This is a genomic window from Amycolatopsis ponsaeliensis (assembly GCF_030182635.1).
In the GTDB taxonomy this organism is placed as follows: Bacteria; Actinomycetota; Actinomycetes; order Mycobacteriales; family Pseudonocardiaceae; genus Amycolatopsis; species Amycolatopsis ponsaeliensis.
On the sequence record NZ_JAPZLD010000019.1, the window covers coordinates 46,711 to 66,916 of the forward strand.

At 70.6% G+C, this 20,206-nt stretch carries 19 protein-coding genes and 2 pseudogenes; 4 read left to right on the forward strand and 17 right to left on the reverse strand.

The annotated features are described in order from the left end of the window. A complete protein-coding gene (locus tag QQ657_RS26935; RefSeq protein ID WP_284745047.1) occupies positions 1-570 on the reverse strand; it encodes a TIGR03086 family metal-binding protein in 570 nt (189 codons plus the stop codon). Between the two features lie 56 nt (positions 571-626). Here QQ657_RS26935 and QQ657_RS26940 point away from each other — a divergent pair, with 56 nt between their 5' ends. Further along, positions 627-1,469: an AraC family transcriptional regulator gene (locus QQ657_RS26940; protein WP_350310707.1), complete on the forward strand. Its 843-nt coding sequence runs from the start codon at positions 627-629 to the stop codon at positions 1,467-1,469. Positions 1,470-1,578: 109 nt separating this feature from the next. Here QQ657_RS26940 and QQ657_RS26945 read toward each other — a convergent pair whose 3' ends face one another. Both QQ657_RS26945 and lysS read right to left on the reverse strand, forming a co-directional pair. Further along, a complete protein-coding gene (locus tag QQ657_RS26945; protein ID WP_284745048.1) occupies positions 1,579-1,929 on the reverse strand; it encodes a histone-like nucleoid-structuring protein Lsr2 in 351 nt (116 codons plus the stop codon). Positions 1,930-2,064: 135 nt separating this feature from the next. Further along, positions 2,065-3,576, reverse strand: coding sequence for a lysine--tRNA ligase (gene lysS, locus QQ657_RS26950; protein ID WP_284745049.1), 1,512 nt, complete (start codon positions 3,574-3,576; stop codon positions 2,065-2,067). Between the two features lie 76 nt (positions 3,577-3,652). Here lysS and QQ657_RS26955 point away from each other — a divergent pair, with 76 nt between their 5' ends. Continuing rightward, entirely contained in the window at positions 3,653-4,405 is a 753-nt protein-coding gene (locus tag QQ657_RS26955; RefSeq protein WP_284745050.1) for a class I SAM-dependent methyltransferase, read from the forward strand. Between the two features lie 33 nt (positions 4,406-4,438). Next, on the forward strand, positions 4,439-4,840 hold the full coding sequence (locus QQ657_RS26960; protein ID WP_284745051.1) for a DUF6640 family protein: 402 nt from the start codon (positions 4,439-4,441) through the stop codon (positions 4,838-4,840). A 26-nt stretch (positions 4,841-4,866) separates the two neighbouring features. On the opposite strand, the gene QQ657_RS26965 is transcribed toward QQ657_RS26960, so the two are convergent. The 7 genes from QQ657_RS26965 to QQ657_RS26995 form a co-directional block, all read right to left on the reverse strand. Further along, entirely contained in the window at positions 4,867-5,643 is a 777-nt protein-coding gene (locus QQ657_RS26965) for a type III pantothenate kinase (protein WP_284745052.1), read from the reverse strand. Between the two features lie 5 nt (positions 5,644-5,648). Beyond that, on the reverse strand, positions 5,649-6,146 hold the full coding sequence (gene panD, locus QQ657_RS26970; protein ID WP_284745053.1) for an aspartate 1-decarboxylase: 498 nt from the start codon (positions 6,144-6,146) through the stop codon (positions 5,649-5,651). A 9-nt stretch (positions 6,147-6,155) separates the two neighbouring features. After that, the gene (panC, locus tag QQ657_RS26975; RefSeq protein WP_284745054.1) at positions 6,156-7,067 is read right to left on the reverse strand and encodes a pantoate--beta-alanine ligase; all 912 of its coding nucleotides are present in this window, start codon (positions 7,065-7,067) and stop codon (positions 6,156-6,158) included. Then, a complete protein-coding gene (locus tag QQ657_RS26980; protein WP_434056782.1) occupies positions 7,064-8,023 on the reverse strand; it encodes a Rossmann-like and DUF2520 domain-containing protein in 960 nt (319 codons plus the stop codon). Before QQ657_RS26980 ends, panC begins: the two co-directional genes overlap by 4 nt. Positions 8,024-8,113: 90 nt before the next feature. After that, the gene (locus QQ657_RS26985) at positions 8,114-9,217 is read right to left on the reverse strand and encodes a PrsW family intramembrane metalloprotease (protein ID WP_284745182.1); all 1,104 of its coding nucleotides are present in this window, start codon (positions 9,215-9,217) and stop codon (positions 8,114-8,116) included. 191 nt (positions 9,218-9,408) lie between these two features. Beyond that, positions 9,409-11,748 (reverse strand): DUF6779 domain-containing protein, encoded by a 2,340-nt coding sequence (locus QQ657_RS26990; RefSeq protein ID WP_284745056.1) that lies wholly within the window; start codon positions 11,746-11,748, stop codon positions 9,409-9,411. A 69-nt stretch (positions 11,749-11,817) separates the two neighbouring features. Next, entirely contained in the window at positions 11,818-12,279 is a 462-nt protein-coding gene (locus QQ657_RS26995) for a DUF3180 domain-containing protein (RefSeq protein WP_284745057.1), read from the reverse strand. Between the two features lie 61 nt (positions 12,280-12,340). Here QQ657_RS26995 and QQ657_RS27000 point away from each other — a divergent pair, with 61 nt between their 5' ends. Further along, complete coding sequence (locus tag QQ657_RS27000) at positions 12,341-13,276, forward strand: helix-turn-helix domain-containing protein (RefSeq protein WP_284745183.1); 936 nt, start codon at positions 12,341-12,343, stop codon at positions 13,274-13,276. A gap of 126 nt (positions 13,277-13,402) precedes the next feature. On the opposite strand, the gene folK is transcribed toward QQ657_RS27000, so the two are convergent. The 7 genes and pseudogenes from folK to QQ657_RS27035 form a co-directional block, all read right to left on the reverse strand. Next, positions 13,403-13,894, reverse strand: coding sequence for a 2-amino-4-hydroxy-6-hydroxymethyldihydropteridine diphosphokinase (folK, locus tag QQ657_RS27005; RefSeq protein ID WP_284745058.1), 492 nt, complete (start codon positions 13,892-13,894; stop codon positions 13,403-13,405). Beyond that, positions 13,891-14,250, reverse strand: a complete 360-nt coding sequence (gene folB / locus QQ657_RS27010) for a dihydroneopterin aldolase (RefSeq protein ID WP_284745059.1) — start codon at positions 14,248-14,250, stop codon at positions 13,891-13,893. Before folB ends, folK begins: the two co-directional genes overlap by 4 nt. After that, complete coding sequence (folP, locus tag QQ657_RS27015) at positions 14,243-15,049, reverse strand: dihydropteroate synthase (protein ID WP_284745184.1); 807 nt, start codon at positions 15,047-15,049, stop codon at positions 14,243-14,245. Before folP ends, folB begins: the two co-directional genes overlap by 8 nt. 35 nt (positions 15,050-15,084) lie before the next feature. After that, positions 15,085-15,429 (reverse strand): annotated as a pseudogene (gene folE / locus QQ657_RS27020) (GTP cyclohydrolase I); the annotation flags it as partial. A 972-nt stretch (positions 15,430-16,401) separates the two neighbouring features. Beyond that, a pseudogene (locus tag QQ657_RS27025) lies at positions 16,402-16,665 on the reverse strand (GTP cyclohydrolase I); the annotation flags it as partial. Then, positions 16,643-19,057 carry an ATP-dependent zinc metalloprotease FtsH gene (gene ftsH, locus QQ657_RS27030; RefSeq protein ID WP_284745060.1) on the reverse strand — a complete coding sequence of 805 codons (2,415 nt, stop codon included), beginning with the start codon at positions 19,055-19,057 and terminating at the stop codon, positions 16,643-16,645. The gene ftsH and the pseudogene QQ657_RS27025, both read right to left, overlap by 23 nt. Positions 19,058-19,259: 202 nt before the next feature. Then, positions 19,260-20,075 (reverse strand): ESX secretion-associated protein EspG, encoded by an 816-nt coding sequence (locus tag QQ657_RS27035; protein ID WP_284745061.1) that lies wholly within the window; start codon positions 20,073-20,075, stop codon positions 19,260-19,262. Positions 20,076-20,206: the final 131 nt, after the last annotated feature.

Consider the following 20,206-nt stretch of genomic DNA (forward strand, 5'->3'; position numbering starts at 1 on the left):
TCAGCGCGTCCAGCCCGGGTCGCGGCCCGAGGCCCCCAACGCCCGCTCCAACGCCGACGCACCCGCAGCCACTTCCACCAAAGGCCCGTAGACCCCCATCGACCGCGCCTGCTCGCCCATCGCCATCGCGGACTCGTACACCGCCGTCGCCGCTTCCGGCGCGTAGGCGACCTCCTGGCCGCTCGCCCGGGCCAGGTCCCAGCCGTGCAGGACGAACTCGCCCAGCACCATGTCGCCGACCACCGCCGACGGCATCCGCGCCGTCCCCAGCGCCGTCATCCCGTCCCACGCCGACGACGCCCCGAACACGTCCACGAGCGTCTCCGTCTGCTTCTCCAGCGCCGCGCGCCAGTCCTGCGTGACGAGCGCCGACTCCGCCTCGCCCGCACCCGGCGACGGCGGGTCCTCGCGGCGTCCCGCGGCGACGAGCCACGGCCCCCAATAGAGAAGGTGGTTCAGCAGCCCGCGGACGTCGTAGCCGGCACACGGCGTCGGGGCGGACAGGTCGGCCACGGCGTCGGCGACCCGCAGGAACTCGGCCGCGGCGGGCCGCAGCAACTCGGCAGTCATCCCGCGATCCAATCCGCCCGGCCGGGACGCCGTCTTGAAGGAACGCGACAGCTACCGTGGACGACGTGGGCGAGCACCGGATCCCGCGCGGCATCGTGGCCGAGGCCACCGCGCGCACGATGTTCACGCTGACCAGGCACGCGCCCGCGCCCGAGCTGGCCGAGTTCGTCGAATACCACTGGGTGCTGCACTGGGACCGGCGCGGCAAACCACCCCACGAACAGCGCGTACTGCCGAACCTCGCGGTGCACGCGACGTTCTTCCCCGGCGCGTCCGGGGTGTACGGCCCGATGCACGACGTCTTTTCCCACCGCCTCGAAGGCCGCGTCCAGGGCTTGGGCGTGCGTTTCCGGCCCGGGTGCTTCCGCGCGTTCCTCGATGGCCCGGTGAGTGACATCGCCGACCGCGCTGTCCCGCTCGTGGATGTTTTCGGGCCGAAGGTGATCGAAGCCGCTGAATCGGTGCGGACTGCGATCGATGACGCGCAAATGGTCCGCACGATCGACAACTTGCTGATCGCAAATCGCGCCGGGCTGTCGATCGCCGCCCGGCGGGCCGCGGAGGCCGTGGAATCAATCGCGCGGGATCCCGGAATTACCCGGGTGGCGCAACTGTGCGCGGATACTGGACTAACCACCCGGTCAGTGCAGCGACTGTTCGCCGAACACGTCGGCTGCACGCCCAAGTGGGCGATCCGGATATACCGCCTCAACGACGCGGCACAGCGGATCGCCGCGGAAGGAGAGCCGGATTACGCCGGTCTGGCGGTTCGACTGGGCTATAGCGACCAGTCGCACTTCATCCGCGATTTCCGGGCGGTGACGGGTCAGCCGCCCGCCGAGTACGCCCGGACGGCCGGGGCGGACACCGAACGGACACCGGACAACGATCGGACATGAACAAAGCCGCCGGGCGAATTCGCCCGGCGGCCCTCGGCTGGAACCCCGCTTCGAGGAGTTTCCCCAGTCATCCCGGCGGCCTGCGGCCACCCGGAGAGCTGAAGGATCCTCAGTTCTTCTTGTGGTAGGCCTCGACGACCTCGGACGGGATCCGGCCCCGGTCCGAAACGGCGTAACCGTTCTTGCGCGCCCACGCCCGAATGGCCTGGTTCTGCTCGCGGTCGACAGCGGCGGGACGGGCGGGGCCCTTACCCGAGACCGGGCGCACCGAAGCGCGCTTGCGGCCACCCGCGCGACGCGCGTGCTCGACATACTGGGCGAGGGCGTCCCGCAGCTCCTCGGCGTTATCCGAAGAGAGATCGATCTGGTAGCTGACGCCGTCCAAACCGAACTCGACAGTCTCTTCCGCCTCACTGCCGTCGAGGTCGTCGACCAGCGAGACGAGCACCTTCTGTGCCATCCGATTCCTCCTGCGGGGACTTGCGCAATGATCTGGTTACGGGGCGAGCCCCGGGACAGAAGTCTTTGTCTAGAACATTAGTACCCGCTTCTGGAGGACAGCGCAAATCTCATTGCGGTAAACGACACCGCCGGGTTATTCAGGTCGCACGAGGGGGAAGAGGATCGTCTCCCGGATACCGAGACCGGTCAGCGCCATGAGGAGCCGGTCGACTCCCATTCCGACGCCGCCGCTCGGCGGCATTCCGTACTCCAGAGCCCTCAGGAAATCCTCGTCGAGGCGCATGGCTTCGCTATCGCCCTGCGCGGCCAGCAGGGACTGTTCGGTGAGCCGTTCCCGTTCGACGACCGGATCGACCAGCTCGGAGTATCCGGTGGCGAGTTCGAATCCGCGCACGTAGAGGTCCCACTTCTCGGCCACTCCGGCCCGTGAGCGGTGCTGCCTCGTCAATGGCGACGTCTCCAACGGAAAATCACGGACAAACGTGGGGGCGTGCAGGTGGTCCCCGACGAGGTGTTCCCACAGTTCCTCGACCAGCTTCCCGTGACCGAGCTTCGGATCCACTTCCAGGCCCCTGGCCTGCGCGAATCCGTGCAGTTTGGCGGCGGGCGTCTCCGGGGTGACCTCTTCGCCGAGGGAATCGGACAACGACTCGTACATTCCGAGTGTGGTCCATTCGCCGGACAGGTCGTACTCCGAACCGTCGGGCAGGGTGACGACCTGGCTGTCCAGCACCGCCTGCGCGGCCTCCTGGATCAGCTCGCGCGTCATCACCGCATTCGTGTCGTAAGTGGCGTACGCCTCGTAGTACTCGAGCATCGCGAACTCCGGCGAGTGCGAGGAGTCGCTGCCCTCGTTCCGGAAGTTGCGGTTGATCTCGAAGACCTTCTCGATACCGCCGACGACGCAGCGCTTGAGGTAGAGCTCCGGCGCGATCCGCAGGAACAGTTCCATGTCGAACGCGTTCGAGTGCGTGACGAACGGGCGGGCCGCGGCGCCGCCGTGCAACGTCTGCAGCATCGGCGTCTCGACCTCGGTGAACCCGCGGCGGTGGAACGACTCCCGCAGCGACCGGACCACGCCGGCGCGCGTGCGCACGACGTCCCGCGCGCGCGGGCGCAGGATGAGGTCGACGTAGCGCTGCCGGATCCGCGTCTCCTCGGCGAGGTCCTTGTAGGCGTTCGGCAGCGGCCGCAGCGCCTTCGACGTGATGCGCCACGCGTCGGCCATCACGGACAGCTCGCCGCGCTTGGACGTGATGACCTCGCCCTGCACGAACACGTGGTCGCCGAGGTCGACGTCGGACTTCCACGCCGCCAGCGCGTCCTCGCCGACCTTCGCCAGGCTGATCATGGCCTGCAGCTCGGTGCCGTCGCCCTCGCGGAGGCTGGCGAAGCACAGCTTGCCCGTGTTGCGCAGGAACATCACCCGGCCGGTGACGCCGACGGTTTCGCCGGTGGCGGTGTCGACCGGCAGACCGGAATGAGCCGCGCGCACCTCGGCGAGCGAGTGCGTGCGCGGCACCTCGACCGGGTAGGGATCGATACCCTCCGCGAGGATCCGGTCGCGCTTCTCCCGGCGCACCCGCATCTGCTCGGGCAGTTCGTCTTCGGCGGGCTCGCTGGTGGAAGCGGGGTTTTCGGTCATGGCCCATAGGGTACGAACCCGGCTGAGCACTACGCCAACCGGATTACCTTTCCTTTCCGTCCATTAACCTGGCCCGGTGAGTGATCCCACACATGCCCGGCGAGCTTCTTCCTTCGGCAGCCGGGCGGCCGCGTACGCCGAGCACCGGCCCGACTACCCGCGGGAAGCGCTCGAATGGGGCCTTTCGGGCATGACCGGAACCCCGCGCCGGGTGCTCGATCTGGGCGCCGGAACGGGCAAGCTCACCCTCGGCCTGGCCGGGCTCGGGCTCGACGTCACCGCGGTCGAACCCGACCCGGAAATGCGCGCCGAACTGGACCGGGTGGTGCCGTCGGCGACGTCTCTGGCGGGGCAGGCGGAACGAATCCCGCTGCCCGACGGCGAAGTCGACGCGGTTTTCGTGGGCCAGGCGTTCCATTGGTTCGACGTGCCCGTGGCGATGACGGAGATCGCGCGCGTACTCCGCCCGGGCGGCGTGCTGGTGCCGATGTGGAACTACGAAGACGATTCGGTGCCGTGGGTCGCCGAGTTCGGGAATCTCGGCCGGACCGGCGTGAGCCGCGCCTGGACCGACGGCGAGCGGGAACCCGCCACGCACCCCGAGTTCGCACCGTTCGAAAGCCGCACGTTTCACCATGTGCAACGGCGCACCGCGGAAAGCCTCGTCGAAACGATCGCGACGCATTCCCACATGATCGTCGCGGATCCGGCGGAGGCGGCCGCCGGCCTGGCGGAGATCCGCCGGTTCCTCGCCACGAATCCGCACACGGCGTCCGGCGAGTTCGACCTGCCATTGCGTACTTGGGTGTTCCGCGCCCGGCGGTCTTGACCTCTAGCGAAGTCGAGGTTCGATACTGCGCTCATGCCTGGGAAATCCTTGGGGCGAGCACTGATCTCGCTGACTTCACTCGTCACGGCGGTGGGCCCGTATCGCGCCGACTGGAACGAAACGCACGTCAAGAACCCGGCTTGGCCGCCGCACGCGAAGTTCCACAATGGGCAGACGATGAGCCTGGGACTGGCCTTGGGCGTCACGAGCCTGTGGCAGCTGTGGCGGCGGCCGACCCGGGAAGGTCTCGACGCCGGGGCCGCGCTGGCGTCGCTGTACTGGCTGACGCAAATTTCGGCGCTGGCTTACCCGGGTTCGAAGGCGGTGGATCCGCCGGGGACGGCCAAGTTTCCCCAGGCGGTGGTGGCTTTCCCGGCGTTGGCGGTGACGGCGCTGGGGTACGTCCTGGAGCGGCGGCGCCTGGCCAAGGGCTGACGAGTCATCCGCCCCCGGCCACCCGGTCAGGGGCGGATGTTCCGCTCGAAGACCAGCCGCAACCCGAGCAGCGTCAGATCCGGCACGTGATCGGTGATCGTCTCCGACTCGCCGATCACCAACGGTGCCAGGCCGCCGGTCGCCAGCACCGCAACCGGTTCCGTCCCGCTCGGCGACAGCTCCCGGACGATCCGGCGGACCAGCCCGTCCACCTGCCCGGCGAAGCCGTACAGGATCCCGGACTGCAGGCACTCCACGGTGTTCTTCCCGATCACCGACCGGGGCGGGACCAGCTCGACCTTCCGCAACGCCGCCGCGCGCAACGCCAAGGCGTCGACCGAAATCTCGATCCCCGGCGCGAACGCCCCGCCCAGGAACTCGCCCCGGGCGGAAATGGCGTCCACGTTCGTGGAGGTCCCGAAGTCGACCACCACGCAGGCCGTGTCGTGCAGGTGGTGCGCGGCCAGCGTGTTCACCAGCCGGTCCGCGCCCACCTCCTTCGGGTTGTCCACCAGCAGCGCCACGCCCGTGCGCACGCCCGGCTCGACCACGATCTTCGGGACCCGGTCGTAGTAGCGCGCGAGCATCACCCGCAGCTCGCGCAGCACCGCCGGCACCGTCGACAAGGCGCTGATGCCCGTGACCGCGTCCGCGTGCGGGCCCAGCAGGCCGCGCACCGTCAACGCCAGCTCGTCGGCCGTCATGCGCGCGTCCGTGCGCATGCGCCAGTCGCCGACCAGTTCGGTGCCGGAGTACAGCCCCAGCACGATGTTCGTGTTGCCGACGTCGACGGTGAGCAGCAAGCGGGTCAGCTTTCCGCGTGCAGCAGCGCGTCGAGGCGGCGGGCGTCCGCCGTCTCCGCGACCGGGAACACCGCGGTCTCTTCCTCCGGCGGCAGGGTCACCGTGCCGGACAGCAGCCCCGACCCCTCGGGCGCATAGCCCGGGTCGGCGTGCCGGTGGACGATCCGGTTGTCCGCGTCGACGAACACCACGCGCGGCTCGTACGTCGCGGCTTCGGCGTCGTCCATCTGGCCGTACGAAATGAGGATGACCAGGTCGCCCGGGTGCACCAGGTGCGCCGCGGCGCCGTTGATGCCGAGCACGCCGGTGCCGCGTTCCCCCTTGATGACGTAGGTCTCCAGCCGGGAGCCGTTGGTGACGTCCACAATGGACACCTGTTCGCCCGGCAGCAGGTCCGCGGCCTCCATCAGGTCCTCGTCGACGGTCACCGAGCCGACGTAGTGCAGGTCGGCCTGGGTGACGGTGACGCGGTGGATCTTCGACTTGAGCATGGTGCGGTACATCGTGGACTCCTATTCCCCTGCGTCCCGCTCCGGGTGCGCTGGGTGATCTACCGAAGCGCCGAGCAACACCGGAACGTTGTCGATCAGCCGGGTACTCCCCACCCGGGCCGCGATCAACAAGCGTGCTTCACCATCGACGGGCGCGGGCCCGAGGTCGGTTCCCCTCAACTCCAGGTAATCCACCTCGACCGCCGGCCGCGCGGCGAGGGTCTTCCACGCGGCCTCGAGGACCGCCTCGGCACCGTCGCGCCCGACGAACGCCCCCGCGGTGAGGGCGGCCGACAGGACGACGGCGTCTTCACGCTGCTCGGGCGTCAGGTAGACGTTGCGCGACGACAACGCCAGCCCGTCGCGTTCCCGCACGGTCGGCACGCCGATGACGTGCGTGTCGATGTTCAGGTCGCGCACCATCCGCTTGATCAGGACCAGTTGCTGGTAGTCCTTCTCGCCGAAGAGCGCGTAGTCCGGGCGAAGCAGGTTGAACAGCTTCGCCACGACGGTGAGCACGCCGGCGAAGTGGCCGGGCCGGACAGCGCCCTCCAGCTCCTCGCCGAGCGGGCCGGGGTGCACGGTCACGACCGCGCCCTCGCCGTAGAGAGCGTCGGCGCTGGGCGTGAACGCGATTTCGACGCCGTCCTCGCTCAGCACGGCCAGGTCGTTCTCCAACGGCCGCGGGTACGCCTCGAAATCCTCTCCCGCGCCGAACTGCAGCGGGTTGACGAAGATCGAGGTCGCCACGACGTTGTTCGGCAGCCGCTTCGCGCGGCGGATCAGCTCGCGGTGCCCGGCGTGCAGCGCACCCATGGTCGGCACGAGCGCCAGCTTGCGGCCGACGCCGTGCAGGGCCTTGCTGACCTGGCTCATCTGCTCGGGCGACGCGAAGGTGTTCAGCGTGCCGCGGCTGAATTTCGGTGTGGTCACTGGTCTTGGTGCCCTTCGGCGGGATCGTCGAGGAGTTCGGTGAGGTCTTTGGCGGCCGCGGTGTCCAGCAGCCCGGCAGCCGAAGAACGCGCCACCGTGCGCTTGGCCATCGCCCGGTAGGCCGGCGCCACGTCCGGCGCCCGGTCCGCCAGCACCTCCAGGTGCTTGCGGACGGTGCCGACGTCGCCACGGGCGACCGGGCCGGTGAGCGCGCGGTCGCCGTGTCGGAGCACATTATCCAACGCCGCCGAAAGCAGTGGCGCCACCAGGCGTTCGGAGTGCCCGATTCCCGCTTCCCGCAAGACTTCCGCGCAGTCCGCGACCAGTGTCATCAGGTGGTTCGCGCCATGGGTCAACGCTGCGTGGTAGAGCGCTCGCGCGGAGTCGGGAATGCGCACCGGCTCGGCACCCATCTCGACCGCGAGGGCCTCTCCGACGCTCCAGGCGGCGTCGTCGTCGGCCGCCGCGGTGACGCCGATGCTGCACGCCGCCAGCCGCTCGAGGTCCTCCTCGCGGCCGGTGAACGTCATCACCGGGTGCAGCGCGAGCGGCAGCGCCCCGGCCTCGGCGGCGGGCGCCAGCACGTCGATGCCCTGCGCGCCGGAGGTGTGCACGACGATCTGCCCGGGCCGCAGCGACCCGGTCGCGACGAGCCCGCGGACCATGCCGGCCAGCGCGTCGTCGGGGAGGGCGAGCAGCACCAGGTCCGCCCGGCGGACGGCCTCGTCGGGCGGCAGCAGCGGCACGTCGGGGAGGAGGCGTTCGGCACGGGCCAGCGACGCGGCGGACAGCCCCGACGCGGCGACCACGGTGTGCCCCGCCCGGGCCAGCGCGGCCCCGAGCACACTGCCGACCCGGCCGGCGGAAACGACACCGACCGCGAGACGAGCGGGCCGATTCATGGCGTGCGCCTGTGGACGCTCATGGTGGGCAGACTCCCTCTGCTCTCGTTCCAGTCCCGTTCCGGGTACCGGACGAACGGCGCGAGACTAACTCGATTAAGCGCGCGGCGTTGAACCCGGGTGACCAGCTTCACCCGGACCGGGTCACCCTCGGGCGGCCTCGTCGGCGAGGCGCGTCGCCTCCGCCCGGGCGGACTTCAGCGTGCGCAGCAGCTCCTGCTGGCGCTGCCGGTCGGTGTCGGTGGTCAGCTCCCGCCGGTCCAGGAACGCGAGCTCCGTCACGCTCGCCTGGTAGACGGCGACGGCGCGGGCAGCGCGCTTTCCGGACTGGCGTTTCGCCTGCCGCCGCCAGGCCCGGCGGCCGGGCAGGCTGGCCAGCAGGTCGACCTCCGACGGCGCGATCCAGCGCGCCGCGGCCATGTGCGGCAGGGCGGTGGCGATGATCCGCTGCTCACGCCGTCGTTGCAGGACGACCAGGTAGACCACGCCGAGGAACAGCGGCAGCATGATCAGGAAGTAGACGGTGAGGAACTTCGACCCGCCGAGCAGCGCGGCGCTGTTCCACAGCGCGTGCAGGCAGACTGCGGCCAGGTAGCCGGCGAGCGGCGCCAGGACCTTCATCGCCTTCGTCGTCGTCCGCGCGGCGATGCCGATCCCGATACCGGTGAGGACGGCGAACAGCGGGTGCGTGAACGGCGCGAGGACGCCCCGGAGGAAGAACGCCGTGATGACGCCCTGGCTGTGGCCGTCACCGAAGCCGTAGTCGTTGAAGGCGCGGCCGAAGTAGTAGATGTTCTCGGTGAACGCGAAGCCGGCGGCGCTGAACCCGGCGTAGACGACCCCGTCCACGACGCCGTCGAACTCACTGGACCGGCGCCAGAGGATGAGCACGACGAAGAGCGCCTTCGCGGCCTCCTCGACGATGGGCGCGGACACCAGCGCGGCGACGGTGTTGCCGCTGCCCTTGCCGAGCAGCTCGTCCCCGACGGCTTCGGCGGTGGTGTTGATGAGCAGCGCGGTGATGGTCGCGATGCAGGCACCCCAGGCGAAGGCGAGCAGCAGGAACTTAGCCGGTTCGGGCTCCCAGCGGTCGACCCACAGGAACCCGGCGACGACGCCCGCGACCGGCACTAGCGCGGCGAGGACGCCGATGGTGACGGCGAGGGGGCCGACCCGCGCGGTGGCGAGGCCGAACAGGAACAGGCCGCACAGGGCGACCACGATCAGCCCGAGCACCGGCAGCAGCACGGTGATCCGGCGAGGCCGCCGTCCACGATCGAGTCCCGTCGCGGGCGAGAGGGTTCCGCTCACAGCCGGTCACCCTACGCAGACCGGACAGGAACCGGAACGCCACCTGGCACACACGGCGCGTCCCGCGTGTCAGCCGTTTCCCGGGCGCCCCCAGGCGGCCTTGGGACGCTGGGGGTCAACCGAGGGCCTCAGTCCTCCGCGCGACGGCGGCGGCGGGGCGTCGAGCCCGTGCCGCCATTCGCCGCCAGCAGCTCGCTCACCGAGCGGCCCGCCGTGTGCGAACCGCTGCCCGGCTGGGCCTCGGGCGAGCGGTGGCCGTTGCGGGCGTGGCCGTTGCTCGCGCCGTTGTGACCGTTGCCGTTGTTCGCGCCGTTGTGGCCGTTGCCGTTCTGCGGCACGTCCGCCGGGTCGACCGGGGCCATGTTGCGGCGCGACATCGACGCCCGCTCGGCGACCATGCCCTCCCACGCCGGGGGCTCGCCGTCCGGACGACGGCGACGGCCGCCGCCCGTGGGCTCCGGGGCGGGCACCGGCGGCATCTGCTGCGACTCGTCCGGCTTGCGGCGACGGCCGCCCGAGCGGCCCTGGAAGTTGCGGACCGACTCCGGGAGCGTCGGGTTCACCGCCGGCGCGTCGGCCTTCGCGGCGTCGGCGGGCGCGCGGTGCGAGCCCCCGTGCCGGGAGGCCGGCTCGTCGAGGATCGGCGACATGTCCGCCCGCGAGAACTGCTCCAGCCGCGACGGACGACGCCCGTCGGCGGCCGGGACCGGCGTGGTCGGCGGCACCACCGGCGGCAGGTTCGTGCGCGACGGCTGCCGCGCGGCCGGGCTGGTGTTCGGCACGGGCGTCGTCGGCGGGACGACCGGGAGGTCACGACGCGATGCCGTGGCGTCCCTCGGCATCGGCGGGGCCTTCGGCTCGGGCGGCTTCGGCCGGTTCGGCCGCTGCCGCTCCGCGAAGTCGTCGCGGTTCTGGAACGCCGCGCTCAGGTCGGTCACCGGCCGGAGGTCCGACCGGGACATCTCCGACGGCTTCACCGGCGGGGCCGGCCGGGGCGGCGCGGGCCGCGGCGGCTCGGGCGCCTGGCGCTGCTCGGGGCGCGCACCGTTCGGCTGGCCGCCGACGCGGGGCAGGTCCGTCCGGGACCGTTCGACACGCGGCAGGTCCGTCCGGGACCGTTCGACGCGCGGCAGGTCGGGGCGCGACATCTCCACCCGCGGAATGGCGGGCATCGACCGCTCGACCCGCGGGATGTCCGAACGCGACACCTCACCTGGGCGCACCGGCGGCTGCCGCGGGTCGACCCGCGGCAGGTCCGGACGCGACATCTCCACGCGGGGGATATCGGGCCGCGACATCTCCACGCGCGGAATGTCCGGGCGCGACATCTCGACCCGGGGGATGTCCGAACGCGACACCTCACCCGGACGCACCGGCGACCGCGACGGATCCACGCGCGGCAGGTCCGAACGCGACACCTCGGCGGGCCGCATCGCGGGCCGCGACAGCTCCGCGCGGCGCGCGGGCGGCGGCTCCGGACGGCGGATCTCCGTCTTCGGCTCCGGGGCGCGGCGGATCTCGGTCTTGGGCTCGGGCCGCGGCACCTGGCGCGTCGGCTCGGCGGCGGCCTCGGGACGGCGCGCGGGCTGCTGCGCGACCTCGTCGGCGTCCGGCAGCCGCATCGGCTGCGACTCGGCCTGGCGGCGGGCGGCCTCGGCGCGCAGCTCGGCGGCCTTTAACTCGCGCTGCGCGGCGTTCAGGGCCGGGTCGACGGCCGGCACCGGCGGACGGCGTTCGCTCAGCGGCTTCGGCCGGGCGATCTGCTGGGTGCTCTGCGCGTTGACGTTCGCCGGGGCCTTCGGGGCCGGCTTGCCACCGAAGCCCTTGCCCTTGCCGAGGCCCTTGCCGTTCGCGGGCTTGCCATTCGACGCCTTGCGGCGGCGCTCGTCGAGGACCCGGTCGATCAGCTCGGTCGGCCGCTCGCCCGACTCGGCGGGCTTCTTCCCGGACATCAGCTGAGCCGGCTTCTTCTTCGGCGCGGCGTCCGGGATCATCCGGTTGTCGTCGGAGAGCTTGCGCATGCGGGTCGCCTGGGCAGTCAGCGCGACGCGTTCGAGCAGCACCTCGCCGCCGAACAGCGACTGGAGGCTGTCGCGCAGCGCGGACACCTCGGCGCGCAGCGCCTCCAGCTCCTCGCGGCCGCGGGAGTCGGACTCGCTGCGGTTCTCCGCCTCCACCTCCAGCTCGAATTCACGCCGGGCCGCGATCTCGCGTTCCAGCTCCAGCTCGTACACAGCCTGCGCCTCGGAAACCGCGTCCTCGCTCTGTGCCGCGTGCTTGCGGTACTTCACGGCGAGGAAAGCGCCGATCAGGGCAGCCCAGAGGGCGGCGACGATCCCCAGCCGGAGATAGCGGAGATCGTCGCTGAGCACCAGTGCGAGGGTGGCTCCGATGGCGAGGACGAATCCGACGACGAGCCACGGCCTGCCCAGTAGGCGGCCGCGCGAGTCGTCACCCACGCCGGTCATGCCTGACACCGTACCTGCTCGTAATCCGAACGAGACCTACTCGGTCCCGCGAGCGGTGGGAATCGAGCGCTAACCGGTCGTCCCGCGAGTGTGCTCCCGGTCTTGATCGCGGGGGGTCCGGCAGCAGTGTTCGAGCCACAAAGCCGCTGCTACCAGGGCTGCGGAGGACGCCACGCCGACCACGCCGGCCCGGGTGTCGAGCACCGCCGCGACGAATTCGTCACGTCTCGGCAGAACGTAGGCGAGCGCGGCCAGCCAGGCGCCGCCCATGAACGCTCCGGCGAGTGACGAAGCCTTGGCGAGGGCCACCGATCGGGCGATCCCGATAGCGGCAACGACGCGGCCGTTCTTGATCCGGGAGCGAATGGAGAGCGCGATCCCGACTTCGACGGCGGCCAGCACGGCGAAGGTGACGCCGGCGAGCGTCGGCAGCTGGGGCAGCGAGCCGTACGCGACCAAGAAGAGGAGGTAGCCGAGGACCAGGCCGAGCAGCCCGGCCACCACCAGGTCACGGGGCCGGGTGAAGTGCATGAACCAACCGTACCGTGTAAAGGTTGACTCTCCCCCTACTGGAGAGTTCATCATGCGTCTTGTGGGCACCACCGCGACCTTCACCATCGGCGAGCTGGCCCGGCGGACCGGCCTGCCGGTCAAGACCATCCGGTTCTACTCGGACGAGGGCCTGCTGCCCCCGACCGACCGGACGGACGCCGGCTACCGGCTCTACGACGCGGCGGCGATGGCCCGGCTCGAGCTGGTCCGCACGCTGCGGGAGCTGGGCCTGGGCCTCGCCGACGTCTCCGCGGCCCTGACGCAGTCGGCGACCGTCGGCGAGCTGGCGACCCGGCACGTCGAGGCGCTGGACGAGCAGATCCGGCGGCTCCGGCTGCGCCGGGCGGTGCTGCGCGCGGTGGCCAAGCGTGATTCCGAGCTGGAGGAAGTGAACCTGATGAACCGTCTCGCGTCGATGTCCGACGAAGAGCGCAAACGGCTGGTCGACGAGTTCTGGGACGAGATGGTCTCGGGACTGGAGATCGACGAGCAGTTCTACGAGCGAATGCGCTCGGGCAAGCCGGAGCTGCCCGACGATCCGACGCCCGAGCAGCTCGAGGCCTGGATCGAGTTCGCCGAGCTGGTCCAGGACCCGGAGTTCCGGGCGCTGATCCGCGGCATGAGCGAAACCCAGGCGCGGCAGATCCGCGAAGGCGCGTTCCAGCAGCCGGCCGACGCCTGGCAGCAGAACTGGCCGGGCTGGGTCTCACGCGCCGAAGCGGCCGTGACGGCCGGCGATTCGCCCACGTCGGAGACAGGGCAAACGCTTGCGGCCGAGATCGCGGCGGCGACGGCCCGCCCGGACCAGGACCCGGCCTCGGCGGAGTTCCGCACGGAAATGGCGGACCGGTTCGCCACGAGCGGCGACCCGCGAGCCGAGCGCTATTGGCAGCTGCTGGCGACCATCAACGGCTGGCCGCCGGTCCCGACGGCCCAGCCCGCGGTGCGGTTCATGATCGCGGCCCTGCGGGGCTGAGTCGCCCACCTCAAACGTCTTGAATGACTCATTCAGGTCTTCGGAGGTCCTGAATGAGTCATTCAAGACACTCGCCGAGCCAGGACCGCAACTCGGCGACGGGCAGGCGCCAGGGGCTTGACTTGCTCAGCGCAGGGCAAGGTCGGTGCGACGGACCGTAGCGATCTCGCCCGCCGGACGCGCGGCCAGCAGCTCCGCGATCGGGCCGTGCCCCGGCAGCACCGCGGCCGGCTCGATCTCCGCCCACGGCACCAGCACGCTCGCGCGGTCCGGCGTCCCCGGGTGCGGCAGCAGCAGCTCCGGATCGGCGGAGGTGACGCCGTCCACCGTGACGACGTCGACGTCCAGCGTCCGCGGGCCCCAGCGCAGCTCGCGCACCCGGCCCGCCGCCTGCTCGGCCGCCTGGCCCGCGCGCAGCCACGCCCAGTGGTCGCGTGCCGGGTCGTCGACGACACAGACCGCGTTCAGGAAGTCCGGCTGGTCCTCGACACCCCACGCCTTGGTCTCGTACACGCTCGACACTGAGATCAGCGCGGGCCGGACGGCGTCGAGCGCCAGCTTCAGGAAGCCGAGCCGGTCGCCGAGGTTCGAGCCCAGCGACAGCACCGCGCGGCTCACCGGTCCCGCCGCACCGTCACGGCGACGTCGTCGAAGGTCAGCGGGATCGGCGCGGACGGCTTGTGCACCGTCACCTCGACCGCGCCCAGCCGCTCGTCGCGCAGGACCTCGTCGGCGATCTTCCCCGCGACGCTCTCGATGAGGTCGTACGGCTCGCCCGCGACGATCCCCGCCGCCAGCTCGGCCAGCTCGCCGTAGTGCAGCGTCTTGGTCAGGTCGTCCGACGCGGCGGCGGGCCCGAGGTCCAGCCACACGGTGATGTCGACGACGAGCTCCTGCCCGTCCCGCTTTTCGTGCTCGAACACGCCGTGGTGGCCGAACACCCGCAGGCCGGTCAGCGTGATCCGGTCAGACATCCGGCGAACCCTTCCACCAAGCGGCGGCCACGGCGACCGCGTCGAGCGAAGCCCCGACCTCGTGCACCCGCACACCCCACGCGCCGGCGGCCGCGGCGAGCGCGGAGATGGCGGCGGTGGCGTCTTCACGGCCGTCCGGCGGCCGCGGCGTGCCGTCCTTTTCGGACAGCAGCCGGCCGAGGAACCGTTTGCGCGAGGCGCCGACGAGCACCGGGAAACCCAGGGAAAGCAATGAATCCAGCCCGCGCAGCAACGCCCAGTCGTGCCCCGCGTCCTTGGCGAAGCCCAGCCCGGGGTCCAGCACGATCGCACTCTCGGCAACACCGGCGGCGAGCGCTTCGTCCACTCTGGACAGCAGCTCGGCACGGACGTCGGCGACGACGTCTTCGTACTTGGCCAGGGCCTGCATGGTGCTGCTGTGCCCCCGCCAGTGCATCAGCACCCACGGCGCCCCGGACTCCGCGGCGACGCGCGCCATGTCCGGATCGGCCAGCCCACCCGAGACGTCGTTGATGACTTTCGCCCCGGCATCGAGCGCCGCGGCGGCAACGGAGGCACGCGTGGTGTCGACCGAGAGCTGCATGCCTTCGCCGGCGAGGGTGCGGATCACGGGGATAACGCGCTGCATTTCGGTCTCGGCGTCCACCCGGGCCGCACCGGGCCGGGTGGACTCACCACCGACGTCGATCAGATCGGCCCCGCGCGCCCACATCTCGCGGGCGTGCTCCAGCGCCTGGTCGAGCCCGAGGTACCGGCCACCGTCCGAAAAGGAATCGGGCGTCACGTTCAGCACGCCCATCACGACGCACCGGCCCGGCGTGGGAAGCCCCACGCTCACCGGCGCGCCCTGATCAGGTCGAGAGCCTCCGCCCGGGAGGAGGCGGAGTTCTTCAGCTGCCCCCGCACGGCGGAGGTGGTCGTGCGGGCACCGGGCTTCCGGATGCCACGCATGGCCATGCAGAGGTGTTCGGCCTCGATCACGACGATGACCCCGCGCGGTTCGAGCTTCCGCACGATGGCGTCGGCGACCTGGGAGGTCAGGCGTTCCTGGACCTGGGGTCGCTTGGCGTAGAGGTCGACGAGCCGGGCGAGTTTCGAGAGCCCGGTGACCTTCCCGGCGGCGTTCGGGATGTACCCGACGTGCGCGACACCGTGGAATGGGACCAAATGATGCTCACAATTGTGAGTCAAATGTCCAGAAATCAAAAATGTCGGATGCGGATCGCATTTGAAACTGTAAACGGTGTAGGGCTTGGTTCCCGTCGCGGTCACGGGCGTGACCGACTCGACCTGCACGTACTCGGACTCGATGAGGTCGGTCGCATAGTCGTCTTGGGGGAAGCCGTGCTTGCGGAACCAGCTGTCCGCCACGTACAGGCGGGACACGGCGTCACCCGTGTTGGCGGTGAACCGGGCGCCGATGACCGTCGCCAAGTCCTCGAGGAACGGGGTGTTGGCACTCGCGATGATGCGCCCCGCCGAGAACTTGCTGCGGTGCCCGTCTCCGTCGACATATCCGTCGAGGAATCCGTTGAAGGTCGACAAGTCGTTCAGCACGACCATCGGGAACCGCTGACGCATGTGGTGCGCGTCGCCGCCGACGTACTGCCGCATCAGGTCGGCGAGGAAGGACGACACCACCCGGACCCGGAAGCCGGGCAGATCACGCCCCAGATAGCCCGACGGCCGAGAGATCGGCTCGACCTTCGCGTCGATGGCGAACGCACGGTGCAGGGACTCGGCGAACTTCTTCGCGTAGTCCCGGTCGTTGACCACGAGGGACACATACCGGTCGGCGACCGTGCCGTCGGCACAGACGGTTCCGACCACGTAGCCGAAGTCGTACCCGAGGGTCGGCCGCCACCGGTTGCGGCAGAGCTTCTTGGCGTGCGTCCACTCGATGAAGGTGCCCTCGACGTCCTTGGCTTCCTTCCAGCCCTCGGGAGTCGCCAACGGATGGTCCGGGGTGACCTGGAACTTGCCCACCGAGGTCTTCACCTCGACCAGCTCGCGAACCTGGTGCGAGCTGACCTCGGTGACCTCGGTCTCCTCGACGTTGCCGCCGACGAGCGTCCACAGTTTGTCGCCGACCTCGACGTCCATCGCGCGCTTGCGGCCGCCGACGGCGTTCACCGTCTGCCTGCTCGGCACACACTGGCTGAACATCGGGATGTCCGTGACCAGCACCAGTTCTTCGTGGGACTCGTCGAAAGTGCGGTCCAGCACCGAGTCCGGCTCGGTGTACAGCCCGGCGAACATCTCGTGGTAGGCGCGGGCCACCCGGGCGGGGGTCTCCTTGAGACCGTCCCGCTCCGGGTCTTCGCCGCATGCCAAGAGGAGCTCGCGGATCGCCTTCTCCGCCCGGTCCTGGTCGAAGACCGGGCGGTCGGCGTCACTGGGACTTGTCTGGTCCATCCGCGTCACGACGCTCCCCCTCGCTCTGCTGCTGGTTGCCCGCCTGGTCGGCGAACCAGCCGTGCTCGCGAGCGCGTTCTTCACCACCGGGCCGCCACGACTGGCCCGGCTGACCGCCCGGCGAAGTCGCGGGCGTCCAGCCCGGAGGGGCACCGTAGTTCGGCGGGCCGCTCTGGCCCACCGGGCCACCCGGGTACCCGCCGGCCTGCTGGTTGCCGTGGTTCTGCGGCCAGTGCGCCGTGCCGTTGGGGCCACCGTTCGAGCCGCCGTAGGGACGGCCGCCGTTCGGGTAGGCGCCCGGCTGCGGTGGGGCGTACGGGTTGGCGTTCGGGTCGGCCGGTGCCGGGTACGGCGGGCCGCCCGGGAGGTCGCCCGCGCCCTGGGCGGTGCCGACCGGGGTCGGCTCCGGCTTCAGGACCGGCTTCTCCTTCTCCGGCGGGGGCCACGGCTCGCCGCGCTCCATCGCCAGCTCGCCCGGGGTCTTGATCGGCGGCTTGTCCGACGGCGTCCGCTCACCGAACTCGTTGAACACGGTGATGTGCGGGCGCTTCTCGACCGTCGCGAAGATCCGCTCCAGGTCCTTGCGGGTCAGCGTCTCCTTCTCCAGGAGCTCGATGACCAGCTCGTCGAGCACGTCGCGGTAGGTGTTGAGCACGTGCCACGCCTCGGTGTGCGCCGTCTCGATGAGCTTGCGCACCTCCTCGTCGATCTCGTGCGCCACCTCGAGCGAGTAGTCCGCCTGCCGGCCGGCCGAGCGGCCCAGGAACGGGTCGCCCTGCTCCTGGCCGTACTTGACCGCGCCGAGCCGGGCGCTCATGCCGTACTCGGTGACCATCGCGCGGGCGATCTTCGTCGCCTGCTCGATGTCCGAGGACGCGCCGGTGGTGGGCTCGTGGAAGACGAGCTCCTCCGCCGTGCGGCCACCCATCGCGAAGACCAGCCGCCCGATCATCTCGGAGCGGGTCATCAGGTCCTTGTCGTCCTCCGGGACGAGCAGCGCGTGCCCGCCCGTCCGGCCGCGCGGCAGGATCGTCAGCTTGTAGACCGGCTCGATGTCCGGCATCGCCCACGCGGCGAGCGCGTGCCCGCCCTCGTGGTAGGCCGTGATCTTCTTCTCCTTCTCGGAGATGATCCGGCTCTTGCGGGCGGGGCCGCCGACGACGCGGTCGACGGACTCCTCGAGCTCGACGTCACTGATCACGTGCCCGTTCTTGCGGGCGGTGAGCAGTGCGGCCTCGTTCAGCACGTTCGCCAGGTCGGCGCCGGACATGCCGACGGTCCGCTTCGCCAGGCTGCCCAGGTCGGTGCCCTGCGCGATCGGCTTGCCCTTGGCGTGCACCTCGAGGATCGCGCGACGACCGCGCATGTCGGGCGCCGACACCGGGATCTGCCGGTCGAACCGGCCGGGGCGCAGCAGCGCCGGGTCCAGGATGTCCGGCCGGTTGGTGGCCGCGATCAGGATGATGCCGCCGCGGGCGTCGAAGCCGTCCATCTCGACGAGCAGCTGGTTCAGCGTCTGCTCGCGCTCGTCGTGGCCGCCGCCGAGGCCGGCGCCGCGCTGGCGGCCGACCGCGTCGATCTCGTCCACGAAGATGATGCAGGGCGCGTTCTGCTTGGCCTGTTCGAACAGGTCACGCACACGGGACGCACCGACACCGACGAACATCTCGACGAAGTCCGAGCCGGAGATCGTGTAGAACGGCACGCCCGCCTCGCCGGCGACGGCTCGCGCGAGCAGCGTCTTACCGGTACCGGGCGGCCCGTAGAGCAGGACGCCCTTCGGGATCTTCGCCCCGAGTGCCTGGTAGCGCGCCGGGTTCTGCAGGAAGTCCTTGATCTCGTAAAGCTCTTCGACGGCCTCGTCGGCACCCGCGACGTCCCCGAAGGTCGTCTTGGGCATGTCCTTGTTCAGCTGCTTGGCCTTGGACTTGCCGAAGTTGAGGACGCGGTTGCCGCCGCCCTGCGCGTTGTTCATCATCCACATCAGCAGGCCCAGCACGAGGGCGAGCGGGATGGCGAAGATGAGGATCTGCGTCAGCACGCCTTGCTGGGTCACCTTGGTGGTGAACTTGATCGGCTGCCCGCCGGTCTTGGCCGCGGTCAGCGAGTCGTAGATCGGGCGGGTGGCATCCGCCGGATACTGCGAAATGATCTGGGTGACCTGCTGGCCGTCCACGTCGATGGGCTTGGCCAGCAGCAGTTTGAGCTGCTGTTCCTTGTCCTCGAGGCTGGCTTCCTTGACGTTGTTCGAGGAGATCTGGGAGTTCGCCACCGAGATGGGTGCCTGGGTGTACCCACGATCACTGTCGAAGATCGTGTTGTACGCGAACAACGCCAGCAACCCCGCGACGATCCACAGCAGTGGGTTCCTGAGCACGCTCTTCCGGTTCATACGACTCGGCCCTGGTGGCCTCGACCCTCCCTGGTTGGGCGGCTCCTGTGATACCCGCCATCACGATCTTGACAACCCGTGGTGCCTGGACACCCGTCCCATCAGGGTACCGTCCGCTGCCGCGTTCATCCCCTGTGAGCCTCTCGCAGGTCAACGGGCGATACCGCGCCCGGGTTCCCGCACGGCGTCCATGGTGGTCACGCTATCGCGTGCCGTCGGACACACTGTTCACCATCTCGCCCAGCCGGGTCCGCAGCGTGGCCGGGTCGGCGGGGGCGACCGTGACCCACTCACGACCGTCCGTACCTGCGCGGGAGAGGCTGAGGTAGCGCCCGGTGGCGGTGTCGAACCAGGCCAGCACCCGGGACCGCTGCTTGGCCCCGACCTGCGAACGGCTGTTCGCTGCCAGCTGACCGCCCCGCTGCCGCGGCTGCCCCGAGATGCGGCCGTAGGCCTCCCGCGGGTCGGCCGTGATGCGCTCGCTCAGCGGCGTCCGGCGCGCCTTCCCCCGCTCCTCACCCGGGTTCGACGGCAGGGACACGGGCACCCGGATCGGCGCGGTCCGCAGGGCGTCGTCCAGCGGGAGTGTGACCGACGCCTCGCTGCCGCGCGGCCCGGCCGGCAGCACCCCGACGACGGCGGAGGCCAGGCCGTCCGGGGGGACGTCCCGCAGCCAGATGCCGTCGGCGTCCTGGACCGCGAGGACGCCCTTGGTGTCGTCGGCCGCCGCGAGGATGCCGACGGTGGGCGCCTCGAACTGCGGGATGTGCAGGGCGTCGATGGTCAGCGGGGCGAAGGCCAGCAGCTGCAGCGCGTCCTCGATCGGCGGTGCGAGCCTGCCGCGCGGTTCGCGGATGCCGCGCGCCTTGAGCTCGGCGTCGACGCGGTGGCGCAGCGAAACGCGCTCGTCTTCGGTCGCGCCGTGCGATCTGACCAGCAAGGGGTACGGCAGCTCGCCGACCTGCGCCGACTCCCAGAGGAAGTCGAACGCCAGCGGCGAGAAGAACTCTTGCATCACTACTCTCCCGGATCGGACTCTTGCTCAGCGTAGCCCGCACCACCGACAAGAAGTGATCATCGGCCGGGCACGCTCGGAGAAACCGGAGCCCGATTTTGGCAGAGAGTGGCTGAGGCGGGGCGGTGAGGCCG

What these genes read in the sequence shown, in the direction of transcription:
- ftsH (WP_284745060.1), bottom strand. Translation starts at nt 19,057, where the DNA reads ATGAACCGGAAGAGCGTGCTCAGGAACCCACTGCTGTGGATCGTCGCG.
- QQ657_RS26995 (WP_284745057.1), bottom strand. Translation starts at nt 12,279, where the DNA reads ATGCACTTCACCCGGCCCCGTGACCTGGTGGTGGCCGGGCTGCTCGGC.
- panD (WP_284745053.1), bottom strand. Translation starts at nt 6,146, where the DNA reads ATGTACCGCACCATGCTCAAGTCGAAGATCCACCGCGTCACCGTCACC.
- QQ657_RS26935 (WP_284745047.1), bottom strand. Translation starts at nt 570, where the DNA reads ATGACTGCCGAGTTGCTGCGGCCCGCCGCGGCCGAGTTCCTGCGGGTC.
- folP (WP_284745184.1), bottom strand. Translation starts at nt 15,049, where the DNA reads ATGGGCGTGCTGAACGTGACGCCCGATTCCTTTTCGGACGGTGGCCGG.
- QQ657_RS26960 (WP_284745051.1), top strand. Translation starts at nt 4,439, where the DNA reads ATGCCTGGGAAATCCTTGGGGCGAGCACTGATCTCGCTGACTTCACTC.
- folB (WP_284745059.1), bottom strand. Translation starts at nt 14,250, where the DNA reads ATGTCTGACCGGATCACGCTGACCGGCCTGCGGGTGTTCGGCCACCAC.
- lysS (WP_284745049.1), bottom strand. Translation starts at nt 3,576, where the DNA reads ATGACCGAAAACCCCGCTTCCACCAGCGAGCCCGCCGAAGACGAACTG.
- QQ657_RS26990 (WP_284745056.1), bottom strand. Translation starts at nt 11,748, where the DNA reads ATGACCGGCGTGGGTGACGACTCGCGCGGCCGCCTACTGGGCAGGCCG.
- QQ657_RS26945 (WP_284745048.1), bottom strand. Translation starts at nt 1,929, where the DNA reads ATGGCACAGAAGGTGCTCGTCTCGCTGGTCGACGACCTCGACGGCAGT.